Source organism: Paraburkholderia sp. BL17N1, assembly GCF_003634175.1.
GTDB lineage: Bacteria > Pseudomonadota > Gammaproteobacteria > Burkholderiales > Burkholderiaceae > Paraburkholderia.
Genome location: NZ_RBIW01000002.1, coordinates 1,857,160 through 1,877,287 on the forward strand (window position 1 = coordinate 1,857,160; position 20,128 = coordinate 1,877,287).

Annotated in this window: 7 protein-coding genes; 2 read left to right on the top strand and 5 right to left on the bottom strand. The window is 63.8% G+C overall.

Annotated elements, in window-relative coordinates; translation table 11 throughout:
• Nucleotides 1-382: 382 nt before the first annotated feature.
• Nucleotides 383-1,978, top strand: a complete 1,596-nt coding sequence (locus tag B0G82_RS28225; RefSeq protein ID WP_121309771.1) for an EAL domain-containing protein — start codon at nt 383-385, stop codon at nt 1,976-1,978.
• A 961-nt stretch (nt 1,979-2,939) separates the two neighbouring features.
• Nucleotides 2,940-3,704 carry a hypothetical protein gene (locus tag B0G82_RS28230; RefSeq protein WP_121309772.1) on the top strand — a complete coding sequence of 255 codons (765 nt, stop codon included), beginning with the start codon at nt 2,940-2,942 and terminating at the stop codon, nt 3,702-3,704.
• Nucleotides 3,705-3,834: 130 nt separating this feature from the next.
• On the opposite strand, the gene B0G82_RS28235 is transcribed toward B0G82_RS28230, so the two are convergent.
• The 5 genes from B0G82_RS28235 to B0G82_RS28255 are packed head-to-tail and all read right to left on the bottom strand — an operon-like array spanning nt 3,835 to nt 20,025.
• Nucleotides 3,835-5,931, bottom strand: a complete 2,097-nt coding sequence (locus B0G82_RS28235; protein ID WP_121309773.1) for an HlyD family efflux transporter periplasmic adaptor subunit — start codon at nt 5,929-5,931, stop codon at nt 3,835-3,837.
• Nucleotides 5,931-7,271, bottom strand: a complete 1,341-nt coding sequence (locus tag B0G82_RS28240; RefSeq protein ID WP_121309774.1) for an HlyD family efflux transporter periplasmic adaptor subunit — start codon at nt 7,269-7,271, stop codon at nt 5,931-5,933. Before B0G82_RS28240 ends, B0G82_RS28235 begins: the two co-directional genes overlap by 1 nt.
• Complete coding sequence (locus tag B0G82_RS28245; protein WP_121309775.1) at nt 7,268-8,044, bottom strand: efflux RND transporter periplasmic adaptor subunit; 777 nt, start codon at nt 8,042-8,044, stop codon at nt 7,268-7,270. The genes B0G82_RS28240 and B0G82_RS28245 overlap by 4 nt, the downstream gene beginning before the upstream one ends.
• Entirely contained in the window at nt 8,025-9,683 is a 1,659-nt protein-coding gene (locus B0G82_RS28250; protein WP_121309776.1) for a TolC family protein, read from the bottom strand. The genes B0G82_RS28245 and B0G82_RS28250 overlap by 20 nt, the downstream gene beginning before the upstream one ends.
• Before the next feature lie 22 nt (nt 9,684-9,705).
• A complete protein-coding gene (locus B0G82_RS28255; RefSeq protein ID WP_241974854.1) occupies nt 9,706-20,025 on the bottom strand; it encodes a VCBS domain-containing protein in 10,320 nt (3,439 codons plus the stop codon).
• Nucleotides 20,026-20,128: the final 103 nt, after the last annotated feature.

Consider the following 20,128-nt stretch of genomic DNA (forward strand, 5'->3'; position numbering starts at 1 on the left):
TGAGGCATCCAGTCGTCGCGTTTGTTTTAGTAGTGGGTGTTCCCAAGTTAAGTGCGTTCGTTGTGCAGTCGGTCTTTGCAGACATTGAGGCCGACTTGCCTCTACCTCAGCAATGCGGCCGACTGTCGACGTTGTTGACATGAATGAGGAGCGGCAGCTTCCTACATCAGGGAACTCACACTTTCGACCCGTTACCGTCATACGGGTCGCCGCGCCGTCGACGGCCGCTCTCAAAGTCTAACGGCCATTTGCTAACGTAAGGTCGCTTCCGTCTTGTCGGAGTCACTGCAGAGCTGGGAAAATTTTGTGCCCTTGGCGTATTGCTACAATCGGGTACCGAAGGCGTCCGGGAGAACGGGCGAAGTCGCTTCTTACAAGACCAATGCACAAGACCGCCGTCATAGCTATCGTCGTAGTCATCGGATTTGCCGCGATTGCGGCGCCGATCGCCTTCTCCGTCTACGCGGCGCGCGGGCTGGCCTTGGATACGGAAACCGCGAATGCGCTCGCCTATGCCCAGGACGTGATACACCGTTCGGACCGCGCCACAGACCAGATCGGTTCGGGCATCAAGCGGCTGACGGGCGCAGCACACGAACCGTGCTCCGACCAGGAGATCGCGCTGATGCGCGAAATTGCCCTGGCCTCCAGCTACCTCCAGGCCATCGGCCGCGTGAGGAACGACCGGCTGATCTGCTCCTCCCTCGGGCGCCACGTTGAGGGATTCCCACTCGGCCCGGTCGATGGCCGCTCGCCTGGTGGCACCTTGGTCCGCGCCAATGTTGTGTTGCCTCCCGTGCCCGACACGACCTTCATCGTCGTAGAACGGGATAACTTCGCCGCGATCATTCACAAGGCTCTGCCGATTGACGCCACCACGGGCAGGCCTGACACCAGCCTCGCCTTATTCTCGCGGCTTACCGGGCAAATGCTGACCTCGCGTGGCACGGTCAGGCCCGAATGGCTGAGCGCCACAGGCGACAGAAACGAAGCCGCTTTCAGCGACAGCGGATATATCGTGGCTGTGGTGCACTCGCAGCGCTATCACCTCGCCGCGTTGAGCGCCATCCCGATGACCTCCATGACGCACGAAATGCGCACGTTCAGCGAGCGCCTTGTACCCATCGGGCTGGTCGGAGGTCTGATCCTCGCGCTGGCGGTGGGTTTCCTGGCGCGCCAGCAACTCGCCCTGCCCTCGGTGATCCGGTCCGCGCTGAAGCGCAACGAGTTCTTCCTCGTCTATCAGCCCGTGGTGGACTTGCGCACCGGCCGGTGGGTGGGCGCCGAGGCGCTGATCCGCTGGAAGCGTACGAATGGCGAGATGATCCGGCCGGATCTCTTCATCGCTGTGGCCGAGGAAGCTGGCCTCATCCAGCGCATCACCAGGCGTGTGCTGGAACTCGTTGAGGGCGACGCGCGGGATCTGTTCCGCCGCTTTCCCGGTTTCCATCTCGGCATCAACCTGGCTGCGGCGGATCTGCAGTCGCGGGACTCGGTGGAGCTGGTCCGTAGCCTCGGGCAGCGCCTGAAGGCCGGGCCGGGCAACCTGATCGTCGAGGCCACCGAGCGCGGCTTCATCAAGCCCGACGTGGCGCGCGAGGTGGTGAAGCAGATGCGCGCGTGCGGTGTGAGTATCGCCATCGACGACTTCGGCACCGGATACTCTAGCCTTTCCTACCTCCAAACCCTCGAGGTTGACTACCTCAAGATTGACAGGTCGTTCGTGGACACTATCGGCGGGGGCGCCGCCACCAGCCAGGTGGTGCTGCACATCATAGAAATGGCCAAGGCGCTGAAGCTGCAAATCATCGCTGAGGGGGTGGAAACGGTGGCGCAGGCGCAGTACCTGCAGGAGCATGGGGTGCAGTTCGCCCAAGGCTGGCTGTATGCCAGGCCGATGTCCATGAACGAACTGACCGCGCACTTGGTCGCGCGCGAAGTGCAATCACCATCCAATTCTGTTCAGTCGAGCATCTAGGTCATACTGAAACCAGGCTGCAATATGCGCTCCGACAGTGGGAATGAGGAGTGAGCTCCGCGGGGAGCATATCCGCGTGATCGTGCGAGCGCGGGTGACTTTGACGACTGAAATCGTGATCGACCACTGAAGATTCCTGAGCGTGCAGCGCAGGTAGTGCTGCTGGCAATGACTGCACGGGCCGATCGCGCTGCCTTCCCCGCGGATCGAATGGCCGATTGCCGGAAATAACCGCCCCCTGAACGTCTGAAAGGCAGTGTTGACGAATGACGCGTCATGGCCGACTGTACTCATCCACAGAAGCCCCCCGAAAGCTGCCGTCGAAAATTTCAACGGCGGCTCTACAGAACCTTCATTGAACTGGTGCTCTCGGCCCATGAGGCGACATTCGCGCTTACGATCGAGCGCGCGCTCAGGCGTCGGCTCTCCACCTGAGAGCTGCCATTAGCGAGCGGCGCATAGCGTTCAAATCAACCTTGTCTGCTCCAAAAAAAAGCCGACGTGGTGACTGGACTGGCTATCAGGGACAAACCTCGAGTTCGAAGAAGTATGGTGAACAGACCTATCCGCGGATTTTTGGATAAGACTCGTCTACATCGATAGGCCGCAGAGGGTTTTCCCGATGCTTTCGACGTGTCTGCGCTAGCAGTTCAGGCAGCCACGCCGTAATGATCATGTGGGCAATACCGTTGATGTGCGGGAAGATCAATACGGGCATCTCGGCATTGAGCAGTCGATTAAAAAAAAGCAGCTGACTCGACAAAAAATAAGCGTGACTATACAACGATTTACTTTCACCAAACGGTATTCTATGGCGAAGTTGCGCCGCTACCCATGCTCCGTGACTGATTTGTATTGCGGATTCAATGCGTCGCCGCAGAGGCAGCGGAGATATTTCGCGTGAGACCGGATCGCGGGTTCGCGTGTTCCCAATGACGAACCACTTGCATTGGAGGCGTGTATGGCAACGTTTATCGATCACCCAGCCGTACTTTTTATTTGTCTGGTTGCGCTGTTCATTGCGGCTGTCGCGTTTGGCGCATTCGTGCTAAAGCGCTTATTCGCACTTCAGGAAGGCGAGCGCGAAGACTTCAATCTGATTCAAACGTCGACATTGACCCTGCTGGCATTGCTGATCGGCTTCAGCCTGTCGATGGCAGTGGGTCGATATGATCAGCGCAAGAGTCTTGAGGAAGGCGAGGCGAATGCGATCGGCACCGAATATGCGAGAGCCGATCTGGCTGATCCAGCAACGGCAATGCAGATCAAGGCGGCGTTGTTCCGCTACACGAAATTGAGGCTGGCGGATTTCTTGACGCGAGACCCGCAGGAACTTGTGCGTCTTGGTCGGGAAACCGCGGACACTCAGGCGGAACTGTGGCATCTTGCCACTGAGGTAGCGAAAGACAAGCCAAATCCGATAGGCGCGCTCGTCGTTGCCGGGATGAACGATACCCTCAATTCGCAGGACTATTCCGAAGCGGCCCGGATAAATCACATTCCGACTGGCGCATGGATTCTAATGATCGTTATTGCGCTTTTCGGTTGTGTCGTGCAGGGATACGGCGTGAAAGGCAAACTGAGACGGGGCCTATTGATAACCGTTCTGCCCGTCACCGTTGCGTTGTCGCTTGCGCTGATCGCGGATATCGACAGTCCTCGCGGCGGCATCATTCGTGTTCAGCCACAGAATCTCACACGACTGATGCAATCAATCGGAAGATGAGATCTTGGCATGGCCGGCGTTGCGAACGGTTGTCGATGCAGCGCACGGTCCTGGACTGAACACCTTGCTTAAGGTTCCCGGCGCGCGAAGGTGCTCGTTCGTCGGTGATGCTCGACTAAAGAATGACCTTCTAAAACCCGCTCTCACGAATCAGCGCCGCGATCAGGTGTGTTCCCGTGTCCAGCAAGAGACTGAGCCGCACGCCGTCGATCTGCAATTGTCCGCGCGTTTCCCAAAGGCCTGGCGGCGCCGTATCGAGTTGCACCAGCACGTGAAACACGGCTGGATTCGGGATCAGCGCATCGCGCTCGGACGACACGGCAAGCGGCCCTTTGTAACGTGAAGCCAGCATCGGATAGTCGAGCTGACGAACACGCGTCGTGTCGATGGCGAGCACACGTCCCGCAATGGGTGTCATGTGACCGGCGGGATAAAAGCGCGCGGTGTCGCCCACGGCGATCCGCTGTATCGCATCCTGTTTGACGAACGCATCCACCTGCCAGCTACGCGGGTCGACCAGCACACCCACGGACACTTTCGGATTGATCCATTGACCGGCGCGCCACTGCGGATCGACATCCATCCAGCGTCCCGCGAAGGGCGCCCGCAAGCTCAATCGAGCGATCTCCGAGTGCGCGGCGGCAGCCTCTTCGTATTGGACTCGCAGACGCTCGCGCACGGCCGTCTGCTGGTTGAGTCCGTTCACGTCCGCGATCAATCCCGCGAGACGCGCTTCATAGCCGTGCATGCCCGCTTCGCTACTGCGCATTTGCGCGGCGATATCGGGCTCATCCATGACCATCAGCGGCTCGTCGGGCCGCACCGTGCCGGCTGCCCTGATGGTCTGGATACGCGCCGGAAACGGAACGAACACACGCAGCACGTGCTCCGCGCGCGCGACACCCTCTGCATGAATCTGCGTGCGCCAGGGCAGCGCGAGCAACACAAGCCCGCCGACAACCACGACGCCGAGAAGGACTTTGCGCGCATGACGGATGCGACGGCGATTGGCCCACCAATGCTGGAGTTCGCGCAGCACAGGCAGCGCGATGAACCAGCCGAGTTCGACGGCGAACAGCGCAATGCCGAGCAGCTTGAAAAAGAACAGGTACACAGTGACGGCGATGCCGAGAAAGAGCACCAGCCGGTAAAGCCACGTCACGAACTCGAAGGCGATGAGCAGGCGCCGCTGCGTCGCGGGAAAAGGTTCGGGCCACGGTTCATCGAGCCCGGGTATCGCCCGCCGCAGGGCGACGCGCGCGAGCGCGGAGGCCCGAAAATGCAGGTTCGGAAAATCGAGCAGATCGGACAGGATGAAGTAGCCGTCGAAGCGCATGAAAGGACTGGCGTTCAGCGCAAGCGACAGCACCCAGCTGGTGGTGGCGAGATACAGCAGCGCATTGCGCAGCGGGCCGGGATCGCTCAACGCCCAGGCTAATGTGGACAAGCCCGCAAGCGACAACTCGCAGAGAATCCCCGCCGAGGCGATGGCGAGCCGCTGGCGGGCGCTTTTGAGCTTCCAGCTTTCGCCCGTGTCGGTGTAGAGCATCGGCCATAGCACGACGAAGGCGATGCCCATATGCGCGACCTTCAGGCCGAGCCGGGTCGCGACGATCGCGTGCGCAAGCTCATGCAGGGTTTTGGCGACGATGATCGCGAGCGCGAAGCTCAACATGCCTTCGGCCGAAAAGGATTCGACTACCGCCTTGGTGAAGACATCCCATTGCTGGAGTACGAGCACGATGCCCAGCAGGCTCGCGAGCGCGAGGGCGACTGGCGCAAGCGGGGTGAAGAGCCAGTCGAGCCCTTTTACGAGCACAGCGAGAAAACGCTGTGGTCGCACGAGCGGAATGCGAAAGAACAGATAGTGGTGCAGCCACCAGCGCCAGGTCAGCCAGCTTTGGGCGCGATAGCTGACTTGCAGCCGTGCGAGCGTTTCGGGCGTAGCCTTCAGCAGTCCATGTCGTTCGAGAAAGGCGCGAAACGCAACGACCTGTTCGATGACGGGCCGAAGCGCCGTCTGCGCGGCGATTTCGCTGCAAATCTGCGCGGGCGGCTTGTCCCAGCGCAACAGGCACTCGAATTCCAGCCAGCCGATGCGGTAGAAGCGGTTCGCAACGATGTCCTGAATCACCCAGGCTGGCTCGCCGTTCCGGCCGGGCGATGCCTCGCCCAGGCGCAGGTCTTCGCGCAATGCGGGCGACGCGACGTCGGGATCGATGGCCATCACAGACCCGTCCACGCCCGCAGCGATGCCAGCGGACGACGCAGCAGGTAATACGCCAGGCTCACTTTCTGGCCATAGACTTTGGCGGTGCCGTGCAAGCCGAGGCGCGCATGTTCGCGCTCGCCGTCGATACTCGCAAGCAGCCGGTACGCGACGATGTCTTCGTCGGTGGTTTTCGCTTCATAGCTGGTTTCGACGATGCGCCCGTGCAACGGCGCAAGCGGCCACGCGGTCAGATACAGCGTGACTTCGGCGCCGGGATCGAGCGCGATCGCGTCGGCGACCGCGAGGTGGACAAGGATCGCCGGTTTGGCGGCATCGGCCAGTTGCAGGATGCGCTCGCCCGTCACGACGGGCTTGCCGATCCAGTCGTTCGGATCGCTGAACACGGCTACGCCGCTTTCGGGCGCGTAGACCTGGGTGCGCTGCAATTGCGCCGTCACGGCGGCCAGCTCGGCCCGCCGTTGTTCGGCGACACCGTTCAGCACTGTCAGTTCGTTCTTGCTTTGCGCGTTATCGAAGGCGCGCTGGCTCGCCGCGTTCAGCTCTGCATCGGCGACGGCGACCTGGCGGCGCAGGACGTCGACGCGGCTACGTAGCGAAGTCTCGTCGAGCGAAAACAGCAGCGCGCCCTTGGCAACGCGCTGATTGGGCCGCACCGCCAGCGACGCGATCACGCCGTTAATCGGCGAGCTGATGATGCGCGCGTCGCTCGACACGATTTCTGCGGGCGCGAGCACGGTCTGCCGAACGGGCAGCATCAGGAACAGCGCCGCGGCCGCTAGGGCGACAAGCGACTGACGGCGCGTCGGACGCCAGCCGAAGCGGATGCTTCGGCGCGACAGCGCCCACCAGCAATAGCCCCACATGCGGATCACGCCGCGCAGCACGTCGGCGAAGCTTTCTGTGGGCGGATCGTCGAGCAGCACGAGCAGCAGCGCTTGCCGCTTGTCATTTGGCGCATGCACGGGCACGCACCACACGCCTTTGGGCCACCATTCGGCCCAGCCGTCGGCGAGAGCGGGCGGCAGTTCGACAGCGTCGCGGGCGAGCCAGCGTGGTTCAGGCGTATCGACCTGCGAGGCGACCCACGCATTCGCCCGATCGAGCCACACGAGATAAGGGGAATCCTCGGTTGGCATCGCGAGGCCCGATGCGCAAACGAGCTTACAGCGCTTGCCGTGCTCTGCAAATACCAGCGCCTGACGGAAGGGCAGCACCGCGTGCAGGTCGTTGGCCATCGTGAACGCAAGTGCGTTGATCGAATCCGCTGACATCGCGCGCTCGCGCAACGCCTCCAGAAACATCAGCAGCGGTGCGGGCGTGACGGGCTCGTTCATGGATTCGCGGGAATGCGCGCGATGCCGCTCATGCCCGCCACGAGATCCTGCGGTGCACCATCGAGCTGCGCTTCGAGTTCCACGGTCTGCGCCACGGCGTCGACACGCGCGTTGACGGCGCTCACATGCGCCGCGTAAGTCTTGCCCGTTTCGTGGATCGCGACGTCGAGCCGGGTGCCGGGACGCAACCTTACCAGCATCGAAGAGGGCACGTTCAGACGCACCTTGAGCGCGCCGTCGCCCACCAGGTCGACGATCGGTGTGCCTGCGCTGACGGTCTGATACGGTTTGACATAGACCTTCGCGATGCGCCCGCTGAACGGGGCGACGACCTGGCAGTACCCTAACTGCGCCTTGGCAAGGGACAACGCGCCCTTGGCCTTTTCGACATCCGTGGATGCCATCGACACCTCGATATCGCCCGCGGCCTTCAGTTCGCGCAGGCTGCGCTTGGCGACGAGATTCTGGTTCGCCATGTTCAGTTCGGCCTTCGCGACGTTCGCGCGCGCCTGCACTTCGGCGCAGTTCATCTGTGCGATCACCGTACTTTTTGCGACCTGCTTGCCAAGCGACGCACGCAGGTCAGTGATGGTGCCGTTCATCTCGCTCGATAGCGTGGTTTCGAGATTTGGCACGAGCAGCACGCGGATCGCGTTCGGATCGTCAAATCCTTCGCCACTGCCCGCAGGTTTGGCTGCATGCGCCGAGCTCAGCGCGATCGCGGTCAGTGCAATTGCAAACTTCAGGCGGCGCCTAGTGTACGGCTGACGCATGCGTCGCTCCTTCGGGTTGCGCCGGAATGGGCGGCACAGCAGCGGGTGCCTTCGTGGTCTGTACATCCTTCGTTACGTCGACCGGTTGGCCTTGCCCGAACGGCGCCAGCGGCGCGGCCGAATCCGGCGCGGGCAGCCTCGGCAGATACTCCTCCTGGCGTGTCATCGTGCGTCTGATTTCCTGGGCGAGCGTCTCGACGTCGTCCTTCGCGATCGCATCGGGCATCACGTCGTAGCCGAGTGAGTTGTAGAGGCGGCCCCACGCGGCCTGCGCGTCGGAGTAAGCCGCTTCGCGCTGATAGCGCGACAGCAGATACCGGCCTTCCGCGCGAATCACTTCGAGTTCGGAGCCAATCGACGCCGTGCGTGCGGCGTCGGCATAGCCGAGCAGATCCTTGTCGACGCGCAGGCTGTCGTTGGCGAAATCGAGTTCCTGCAACGCCAGCTGGTAGCGCAGCGAACCGATTCGAACCTGTGTCAGGATGGCCATCGAAAGCGCAAGGCGCCGCGTCGTGTCGGTCTGCTCCTGCGTGACCTGCTGTTCGTTCAGCGCCGGCAATTGCAGCAGCCGGAACAGGTTCAGCGACACACGCAAACCGATGGCCGCCCAGTAGTTGTTGTACAGATACGTGTTGGAATCGTAATTCACGTTCATGTCGATGCCGACATTCGGCCATAGCTGCGCCTTGGCAATCTTGATGTCGTTTTCGTTGACGCGCTTGCGATACCACTCCTCCATGATTTCAGGGCGATGCTGCAAGGCGATCAGTTCGAGCGTAGGTTCGGGCGTGGCGAGAGGCGGCAGCGGCAGTGCGCCGTCCTGCGTATCGGCCAGCACGAGCGGCATGCCGGGCGGCAGCGACATCAGCGCGGCCAGTTCGGCCTGTGCGAACTCCAGGTCCTGGCGGCGCACCGTCAGCAGCGAGATCGCATCGAGCAGCGCGCGCTGATACGCAAGAATGTCCTGCCTTGGCATCAGTCCTTTTTCCTGTGCCTCATGGGCTTCGCGCAATGCCGCTTGCGTGCGGGCGATCAGCTGATCGACTTCCGGCTTCAGGCGCTGTGCCGAAAGGGCGCGCCAGTAGGCGTTGCGCACGTCCTGCAGCACGTTCTGCGCGACCTTGCGGCGGCGTTCCTCGGCCATCAGGATCTGATCGGACTTCTGTTGCGTGCGGTAGTACGCCATGCCGAAATCGATCAGGTTCCACGTCATGCCCAGCGCGTATACCTGATGAAAGCGCTGCTCGGAGGTCGAAGGGCGCAAGCTCACCTGACGGTCCTGGATACCGATCGATGTGCCGCCTGAATCGTTGCTGCGAGCCGCGTAGCCCGCCGATGCAACCAGTTGCGGCAGCAGCGCATTGGTCGACACATCGCGCAGATTGGCGGCGAGTGCGCTTTCCAGCAGCTTCAGGCGGTAGTCGAGGTTGTACTTGAGCGCCCGCGCGGCGGCCTCGTAAAACGTGAGCGGTCCTTTGATGGGTTCCTGGTTGTCGTACATGGTGAGCTGATCGTTCACGACGCGCTGGCGGATATCGTCGCTCGTGACGGGCTGCGGCTGCAGCGAGGAGCAGCCGGAAAGGACTGACAGCGTGCAGGCCAGCGTGGCTCCGAGCAGGTGCGCCTGGTGCTTGTGCATGGGAGTGGTCCTCGTCCGGATGCTAGCGTTCGTTCGTGTCGTCGCGCAGGGCGGGCAGGTTGCGCGACGCGGCACGCAGTTGCGCGGCGAAACCCTGCGCGGTTTGCGGCGCTTCTTTTTCCGCGGGTGGATGCATGCCATCCGTCAAATGGTGCGCAAGCGCCGCGAACACCGACGGATCGGCGAGCAGGTCATCCGCGTCGAGGCTGACGCGGCCGTGCCGGCCGAAGATCCACGCGTGATCGAATGTGCTGACCAACTGACTGTCCCGCACGCTTCTGCCCACGAACTGTCCGGGTTGCAGTTCAGGCAGGGTGCGCGAAGAAGAGCCCGCGCCATTCGGCTCGAGGGGCCAGCCAATCTCGCTGCCGTCCGCTTCACGAGAGCTTTCTGTCGCCCGCACCGAGTTTGCCTCGACCACGGGCGTCACGTAGACGATGGGCGTCAGATCCTGCTGCAACGGCGGATTGTCCGTCGTCGTCAGCTCGCCAGCCCAGTTCGGTCCGTAGCCCGAAGGCGCAATGTACGGCGACGAGATATCGAGGTGAATCACCAGTAGCGCCTGTGCAGTCTCACCCGCCGTGTCGCTCACGGTGTAGGTGAAGACGTCCTGCAGCACCTGGCCGAGCCCTGCCGCCGCGAGGACTTGTGGATTCGTGAGGTCGATCGCATAGGTGTAGCTGCCGTCGGCGTTCAGATTGAGCGTGCCGTAGCGGCCCGCGAGCGCATGGCCAGGCGTAACGGTTGCGCCGTTTTCGGCCGCCGTGCCGGGCTGTACGCCGATCACGTTCAGATGATCGTTCGCATCGACGTCGCTGTCGTTGGTCAGCACCACGTTGCCGCTCGTCTGTGGCGCGGGCACCTGATCGCTCGCGACGCCGCTGTCGTCGTGCGCGACGGGCGCGTCGTCGGCGCCGCGAATGGTGATGGTCAGGGTGGCCTGTGACGTTGCGCCTGCCGTGTCGCGCATCTGATAGACGAACGTCTCGGTCAGCGTTTCGCTGCTCGTGCGCAGTGCCTGCACGGCCGTATTCGTGTTGTCGACCGCGTAGTCGTACGTGCCGTCGGCATTGACGACCAACTGGCCGTAGTGTCCCACGAGTGCCGCACCTGCCGCCGCCGTGCGGCCCGCGTCGTTCGATACTTCGACGACCTGCTTCGTCTCGCCGTTCGCAGTGCTGTCGACGTCGGTGTCGTTGGTCAGCACGTTGCCCGTCGCATCGCGCCCCGGCGTGCCGTTGTTCGTGCCGCCCGCTTCGATGGCCGTGCTGGCGTCGTCGTGCGCGAAGGGCGTGTCGTTCTGTCCTCTGATCGTGACCGTCAGTGTCGCGGTGCCTTGCGCGCCGAACGTATCGGCGACGGTGTACGTGAACGCGTCCTGCAACGTCTGGCCGCTAGTGCGCAACGCTTCGACGGCGGGCAGCGCGTTGTCGACGGTGTATTGCCACGTGCCGTCAGCGTTCATCGTCAGCATGCCGTACGCGCCCTGGAGCGTGGCGCCGACTGCGCCCGCCGTGCCGCCCGCCGTCGAAGCGTTGCCCGTTCTCACTGCCGTGATGTGCAATGCGTCGCCGTCCGCGTCCGTATCGTTGTCGAGCACGTTGCCCGCTGGGTCGACACCTGGCGTCGCATTGTTCAGGCCGCCTGCTTCGACGGCGATTGCCGTGTCGTCATGACCGACGGGCGCGTCGTCGCGTCCGCGAATCAGGATCGTCAGTTGCGCGTTGGCCGATTCGCCGCCGCGATCGGTGGCCCGATAGGTGAACGCATCCGTGAAAAATTGCAGCGGCCCGAGCGCGATCACCGCCGCGTTCGTTGTATCGACGAAGTACTGGAACGTGCCGTCCGCGCCGATGACCAGATCGCCGTATTGTCCGTGTAGCGTCGTCGCGTTCGCCGCGCGGGTGCTGCCTGCCGCGATCGCAGTCAATGCGCCGCCCGCCGCCGTGCTGCCCGTGCGGACGCCCGTTGCGGTGAGCACGTCGTTGGCATCGACGTCGGTGTCGTTGGTCAGCACGTTGCCCGTCGGATTGACGGCATTGCCGTGGCCGTTGTCGGCGGCGGCGAGCGCGACGTCGTTTTGTGGCGTCGGCGCGTCCCATGCGCCCTGGATCTGCACGGTGAGTTGCGCCGTGTCGCTCGTGCCTGCGGTGTCGTGCATCTGGTAGGTGAACGATTCCGATACGCTCTGCCCGGGTATCAATGCCTGAACGGCGGCGAGGCTGTTGTTGACGGCATAGGTGAAGGTGCCGTCGGGATTGATCGTGAGCGTGCCATACGTACCCGCCACCGACGTCGCGCCGCCTACGCCGCTAAATGTGCCGCCAGCGGCTTCCGCGCCGGTTCTCACGCCATCGACCATCTTGCTGTCGCCCGCATCGACGTCGGTGTCGTTGTTCAGCACGTTGCCGGTGGGATCGACGCCCGCGGTGCCGTTCGCCGTGCCGCCCGCTTCGACTGCGGACGCGCTGTCGTCATGCGCGATGGGCGCGTCATTCTGGCCCGTGATCACGATGTCGAGTTCCGCCTGGGCGGTTGCGCCGCGCGGATCGCTGACCGTGTAGGTGAAATGCTCGGTCAGCGTATCGATCGACAGGCGAAGCGCCTGCACGTCGGCGTTGCTGTTGTCGAGCGTGTATTGCCACGTGCCGTTCGCGTTGAGCGTCAGGCTGCCATACGCGCCGACGATGGCTTGCCCGAGCGTGCCAGCCGTCCCCGTTCCCGTCGACGTACCCGTGCGGATCGCCGTCACCGTCAACGCGTCGCCGTCGGGATCGGAGTCGTTGGTCAGCACGTTGCCCGCTGGATTGACGCCAGGCGTCGCATTGGCCACGCCACCCGCTTCCACCGCGTGGCCCGCGTCGTTCTGCGGAGTGGGCGTATCGTTGACGCCCGTCACGACGATGACGAGTTGCGACTGATCGGTGAGGCCGCTGGTATCGACGATCCCGTAGGTGAACGTCTCGGTCAGCGTCGCGCCCGCCGCGAGCGCGCGCACGGCGGCGTTGTTGCTGTCCACGGCGTAGTCGTACGAGCCGTCCGCGCCGATATGCAAGGTGCCATAGCTGCCGGCGATGACCGTGCCGCTGGCCGAGTTCGTGCCCGTCGCAACCGCTGTGAGGCCGCCGCCGGCCGCCTCCGCGCCCGTGCGAACGCCGTTCACCTGCAGCAGTGTGTTGGGCGTGTCGGTGTGATCGACATCCGTGTCGATGCCATTGCCGCCAGCCTGTGTCGTCGTGCCTGGCCGGCTCGCCTGGGTGATGACGTTGCCCGTCGCATCGACAGGATTTACGCCGAGGCTCGTCGAGCCAGCAGTGGCCGCGCCGGCGTCGTCGCTTGCGACGGGGTTGTCGTTCGCGCCGTGAATTTCGATCCGCAGTTGAGCGAGATCGTTCAGGCCGCCCGCGTCGGTGACCTGATAGGTGAAGATCTCGACCAGGGGCGCGTCGCCTGGCACAAGCGCCTGCACCAGCGCATTGCTGTTATCGACGACATAGCGATACGCGCCGTCGGCGCCGATGGTCAGCGTGCCGAACGTTCCAGCGATCGACGTGCCGTTGCCGTTCGTCGTCCCGCCTGTCACGGCGGTAAGGGGGCCGTTGACGGCGATCTCCGGACCTGTCGTGATTCCGCTCACCTGATGCGTCTCGCCGTTCGCCGCGCTGTCGACGTCGGTGTCGTTGTTCAGCACGTTGCCCGTCGCGTCGCTGCCGGGCGTGCCATTCGCCACGCCGCCGGCTTCCGTGGCCGAGCCCGTGTCGTCGACGCCGACGGGCGTATCGTTCGCGCCGTGGATCGTGATCGTGATCGTCGTGCTCGAAGTGGCATTCGACGTGTCGGCGATCACGTAAGTGAACTGCTCGGTCAACGTCTGGCCGGACAACCGCAGAGCCTGAACGAGGGGATTGTCGTTGTCGACAAAGTACTGGGAGCCGCCGTTCGCGCCTATGCTCAAGGTTCCGTAGAGTCCAGGTATCAGAATGCTGCCGGTGCTGGGCACGGTGAGCGTGGTGCCGCTCGCGTTGGACACTTGCACGATGTGCAGCGAATCGCCATTGGTCGCGATATCGACATCGGTGTCGTTGGCGAGCACGTCCCCGAACGGGTCGACGCCCGGCTGATTGTTGGCGTTGCCGCCGGCTTCCGTGGCGCTTGCCGTATCCGCGACGGCGACGGGCGGGTCGTTCACCGCGATCACGGCGATGGCCAGCGTGTCGGTGTCGGTGCGCGCGTCGGTCGCTTCGCCCGGAATGCCGTCGCCGTCGAGGTCGCCGAAGTTGCCGAGGTCGTTCGTGGTGACCGTCAGCGTATCGGGGCCGTTGAAGTTCGCATTGCCGAGATATCGCAGGTTCGCAAGCGCGCTGTTGAGCTGCGCGAGCGAGCCCGTCAGTGTGAGCGTCGCGGTGTTTTCGCCCGTGTCCGTCACGCCCGGTGGCAGGCCGCTGAGCGACAACGTGCCGTGCAGTACCGCGACCGTGACCTGCAGATTGCCACTGCCCGCATCGACATCGCTGACACTGATGCCCGCGATGCCGAACGCGGTGTCTTCCAGCCCGACGGGCGGCACGACAGGCAGCGTGTTCACAGGCGCGTCGTTCTGTTCGACGTAGCCCGCATTCGCGCTCGCCGTGCCGCCGTCGGCGAGCGTGATGCCGATGGTGCCGAGCGGCGTGGCCGTGTCGCTGTCGATGCGCACGGCCAGCGTGCCGACGGGCTGCGGATAGGTGACGGCGCCCGTCGGCGTCTGGATCTGGTAGACGCCGACAGGCAGCACGCCGAACTCGTACTGTCCGTTCGCGTCGGTGGTTGCGGTGTAGACCAGGTTATCCGCCGTGGTCGCCAGATTGCCGTCGACGCCCGCCCACGTCAGCGTGGCCGTTTGGCCGGCAAGTCCCGGGCCGTCCGGCGCCGCGGAGGTGGTTGCCGATGCCGTGTCGTTCCACAGCGTGCCGCTGATTACGCCGAGACCCGCTGCGTCCGTGCGCACGTAGACGTTCGGTCCCGTGTTGTCGCCTGTGCGCTCGCCGTCCGTGGTTCCCGCCGTGCCGACGGGCGAGCCGCCCCATGTCGTGAAGCTGTCGGGCAGGCTGGTCCATGTGAGCGTCGCATTGGTCGGCGCGACGGGCACAGTGTTCGGAACATCCGCGGAATAGAACACCTGCACCTGGCTGCCCGCATCGAGCTTGCCGAACGTGAGCCGCAGGCCGTTCGTCATGTCGACGGCGGCGCCGATGGAAGCCAGTTGCGCGCCCGTGTATGAAGTCCCGTTGATCACGACATGATCGAACGTATAGCTGGATGCACCTGTGAAGCTGTCGGTGAGCACGACATCGTAAGCAGGCGAGCCGCCGCTTTGCGTGAAGCGAATATCGACGTCGGCGGTGCCGAGGCCCGCCGTCGCGCTGGTCGGCTCGAAGCTGTACACCTCCTTCTGCATGCCTGTGAAGGTTGGCTCGACGATATCCTCGTGAACCGTCGACGAAGCCGACAGCGGCGTCGTGCCGGACAGATCGACGGCGGAGACGGCAAGCGCGGCGCCGCTCGCGTTCGACGCCTGGTTGAGCACCCGCGCGTTGAATTCGAGCGAAATGCCTTCCAGGTCCGCATCGTTGTCCTGGTTGACGACATTGCCAAGATGGAAGGTGATGATCTGGTTGCCGTTCGCGTCGGTGGTGACGGTGATGTCGGCGGGATTGAAAACGCCCGACGGCGCGGGACCGGACAGGTTGGCGTTCAGAGGGCGAGCGTCGGCGCTGTTCTCGTTGCCCGTTTCGTTGAGCGTGCCGCCCGTGATGAGATCGGTGATATCCGTCTGGATGCCATTGTTCGACAGGAACACGATGCGCACCGTGCCATCGTTGAGGAACTGAAGGCCGTTCTGCAGCGTGACCTGTAACGCATAATTGTTGGTCGCGCCTTCTGCCAGCAGTGCGACCACGCGATAGTGAATCACTTCGCCGATCGTGACGCTCTCGTCGGGTGCGTTGGTCGGCGAGGGCGCGGGCGTATCCGTCAGCCCTCCGACCCGCGAGATCACGACGACCTGCGCGACGGGCACGGTCAGCGTGTTGCTCGTCTGATAATCGTTGAGCACGCCACTGTTCAGCGTGCCGTCCACGCCCGTGCGTTCGCCGGCGGGATCGGCCGTGCCACCCGACGTGCCGTTCAGGCTGGTCCATTCGACGCTCGCCGTATTGTCGAACGACGGAATGCTGGCCGCCGACGCTAGCACGGTGCCCGACACGCGGATCGTGATGCTGCCGCCCTTCGCGATGTCGATATTGGCTCCCGCAGCCGTGCGCAACTGGCCGTTCATCAGTTCGAAGTCCGCGCCGCCATTGTCGGTCGCGCCGCCCTGATAGGTGACGCCGAGCACAGCCAGGTTTGTCAATTGCGCGGGCAGCGAATCGGCGAAGCTGATGTCGAATGCGTTGAAGTCGGTGGCCGACGTGCCGTTGCTGATCGTGATGTCGTACTCGACCGTGTCGCCTTCGTCGACACCGAATTGCGGCAGCGCGTTCGTGGTCTGCGTCACCTGTAGCGTCGGCTCGCGAATCACCACCGTAGGCGCGCCGCTGGCGGCCACGGTTCGGTCGATCGCCGCTGCGCCGTTGGGCGTGTCGCCATCGGGGTCTCTATAGACGAGCTGGCCTGGGTTCGCAAGCGTGACGCCCGCCTGATTGCCTGGCGTGTTGCTCGCAACCAGATGCACGCGAATCACGAACGCATTGTTGCCGCCGTTGTTGTCGGCGCTCGCTCCCGATGCCGTGAAGGTCCAGCGCGCGCCCGCGCCGTCAGCACCCAGTTGGCCCGACAACGCCGCGACGCCGCCCACTGTCACCGCGCCGTTGAAGTCCGCGCCGAGCGCGGTGCTGCCAGCGGCCGTCGAGATGATCTGATAGCCGAGTCCGCCGTTGAAGCTCGTGTCGAGATGCAGCCCGGCGGGAATGAGGTCGTCCACGCGCAGGTTCTGTGTCGTGCCTTCGGGCAGCGTGACGACGATGTCGTATGTCATGCCTTCGCCGATTACCACGTCGCTGCCCGTCGTGTGGCTCGCAGTCGAATCGCCGTCGCTCAACGTGCCGTCGCCGTATTCGACGCTGACAGTGGGCGCGGCGACCTGCTCGTTCGCCGTGTCGGTCAGATCGGTTGGCGTGAAGTCGGTGCCGCCTTCGACGCTCGCATAGTTCGTGAGCGCCGCGCTGGTCTGCAAGGTGCTGCCTGCCGCGATGCTGTTGACGACCGTTGCGTCATACGTGATGACGATCACGTTCGAACCGGCCTGATCCGCCGCCGTGCCAGCCCGCCCGGCGAGCAGCGTGGCCGTGTTGCCCGCGTCGAGGAACGTGATCGTGCTGCCCGTCACGCTGTAATCGACACCTGCCGTCAGACGCGTGCCGTCGCCGCGATAAATGGCGAGATCAGCAGCAGCGAGACTGCCGCCGACGAACTGCAATCCGGCCGGCAGCGTGACAGTGGTTGCGACGTCGAACGCGCCGCCGCCGCCCGAGTTCTTTATTGCGGTGGCCAGCCGCAGCGTGTCGCCGGCGTCGATGCCGGCGATGTCGCCGTTGACAGCACTCACGTCCGTCACCGAGCCTGTGAAAGGTGCGCCCGTGCTGACCGGCGCCGACCACGTGCCCGTCGTGCCCGTGATGGTGCCTTCGCTGCCCGACACGACGCCTTGCTGGATGACGAGCACCGGCTCGGCAACGGACGCGATCACGGCGACGTCGGACGAAACAAGTTGCGCATGGTTGATCGTCGTGACCTGGCTCGATTCCGCCAGCACATCGAATGAGCGGTTGTCGGCATAAGGCTGATCGCCGACGCGCATCGTGAAGAGAATCTGGATTGTGCTGCCGCCCACGGACTGCGTCGTGAAACTGCCGAAGTTGAACATCACGGAATTTCCGGCACCCCCGGCGACGCTGACGAGGGCGCCCGCGTTCGTGTTGGCGCCGCCGTAGGTCCACTGATCGATGCCGCTTCCCTGGGTCCAGGGGATGCCTGTGGAGTTCAGCAGCGGCAGCGGCAGATAGGCTGCCAGCGAGAACTGCTCGTAGTCGCCCGTCACGAGATTGTAGGTGAGGCTGAACGTGACGACGTCGCCGGGGTTGAGTTCGCCGCCCGTGGGCGGTGCGGCGCCGTTCACGGTAACGAGGTTGATATCGACGTGTCCGGCCGGCACGGTGCTGGTCGTCGACGAGTCGTCGCTGACCGAACTGCCTGTCAGGTTGAACCGGTCGATCAGCAGAGTCGCCGTGACGGTGGCGTGGTTGCCGAACGCGTCGCCTTCGTTGATTTCGCTCTGCGTGTAAGTCGTCGCGTAGCGCTGGTCGACCGTCGCCAGGTAGGAGACGCGCGCTGTGGTTGCGCCCTGAAGCGTACCGTCGGTCGCGATGTCTCCTCCCAATGCGCCTTGCTCGAGCACGCCCCCCGCCGCGATCGATGCCCCAATGTCGAAGTTCAGCGTGGTCGTGCCGTCTGCGTTGACGGTGCTGGTGTAGACCAGCGCCACTGAATGCGCGACGCCATTCGCGTTGTAGGTCAGCGTCGGTGTGCCCGTTAGCGTCTGGCCGTCGCCGAGTTGATCGGTGACGATGAACTGGCCCGCGCCGAGCTGGGTTTTCCCGATCCCGAAATAATCGGACAGGTTAATATCGAGCGCGTAGCCAAGCGTGTCGCCAGGCGTCACGCCTGCGGTGCCTGTGTCGTTCTGCTCGCTGACCTGCTTTTCGAGCGTCGTGACCTTGGCGACGAACGTGGTGCCCGTGCCGTCCGCTGCGCCGGAGAATTCGACGCTCGTATTCGGCGGCGTGAGATCGCGCGGATCGAGCGGAACCCACTGGCCGCTGCCCGATGCTGTGCCGAAGGTGATCGTGACGGGCGCGCCTGTTTTCGGGTCGATCACATTCGCGCCCGTCGCGTCGATCTGCGGCACATAGAAACTCACCACGGTATCGACCGATCCCGTGACGCTCGCGTATTCAACCGAGTATGAGCGGATGAACACGGAGTCGCTATTGATCGCGGCGGCGATCAGCGCCGGATTGGTGAGGACGGAACCGTCCTGCAAGGTCAGCGAAACGACCGTACCGCCCGCGCCCGGCGTGATCGCCGTGACCTGCACGTTGGCGGGCACATCCTGGTTGATGATGATGTCGGTGAGCGTCTGCCCTGTCGCCGCCGATGCCGTCACCGTCTCCGTGTGGACGAAGTTCGGCCCTGTCGTCGTTTCGCCTTCCGGCATGTTCACGGTCTGCGTGAGCGAGACGACGGTCGGATGCACGATGAGATCGTGCAGTGACGCTTCGATGAGCGTTGGGTCCGTGGTCGGGTTGTCGAGCGAATCATTGCCGAACTGGAAGCCACCGCGCGCCTGAATCGTCAGGTCGGGACTGCTGTCGGAAAACGCGGTGTCCGCGAGATTGCTTAGTTGCGCGGTCACCTGGATCGAAATCAACGGTTGCCCCTGCGCGACGCTCGCAAAGGGCAGCTCGAGTACGACCAGTTCGTCGCCGGGGCGCAACCCGTATGCCGCCGCGTTGATTACCAACGGATTGCCACTGGCGTCTTTCGCGAGCGGATGCACGGCGTTGCCATTGGCGTCGAACGTAACCGTAAAAGCCGTCACTGCCTGCCCGAGATAGCTCGCCGAGACGAACGTGACGCCGTCGTTACCGTCCTTGCCCGTTGCCGGTATCAACAGATCGACATAAGGCGCAAAACCCACATGGCTCGATGTATTGGAAAATGAAACGTTGAACGTGAATTGACCGCCGAGCAAAACGTCCTGTCCACCTGTCGACAGACTCACCGTGGGACTGGCATCGGCGAGCAGGCTGTCGTAATGCGCAAGGGCGTCGCGGCTGAGCGCGATGGGCTTGTCTAGCGTGCCGCTCGTGACTTCGAGCGTCCAGTCGCCGCCAAGTGCGGCGCTGCCCGTTGCATTGCTCGACGCGCCGACGGCCGCGCCTGTCATGCCGGCGAGCGTATTGACCAGCGCCTGGCCACTGCTGCCCGCGCCGATATCGCAGCCATAGAGTTCGATGTCCGCATCGCTGTTCAGATGACTGCGCCATCCGCTGAGTGCGTCGGCTATCTGCGACAGCGTCGTGCTTGTGTAGGTCTGGTTGCCGAGCGTGAATTGCCCTGCTGCACCGTGCGAAAAGATCTGGATCGAATCAGCCTTGCCCATGCTGGCGAGCGCTGCCGTAATGGCGGCGATCGCGTCCTGGCCAGGCTGGATGACCAGCACCTGTGTGCCAGCGGGTGACTGGCTCAGTAACTCGTTGCCGTTTTCCACGCGGCTGTCGAGCACCACGAGATTGCGAGGCACAACAGGCGCCGCTGCGGGCGGGGTGTCTGTCGGTGGCGGCGCGGCGGGTGCGGATGTTGAGCCGCTTCGGGCATCGGGAGCAGACGGAGCGGGCGCTGCAGGG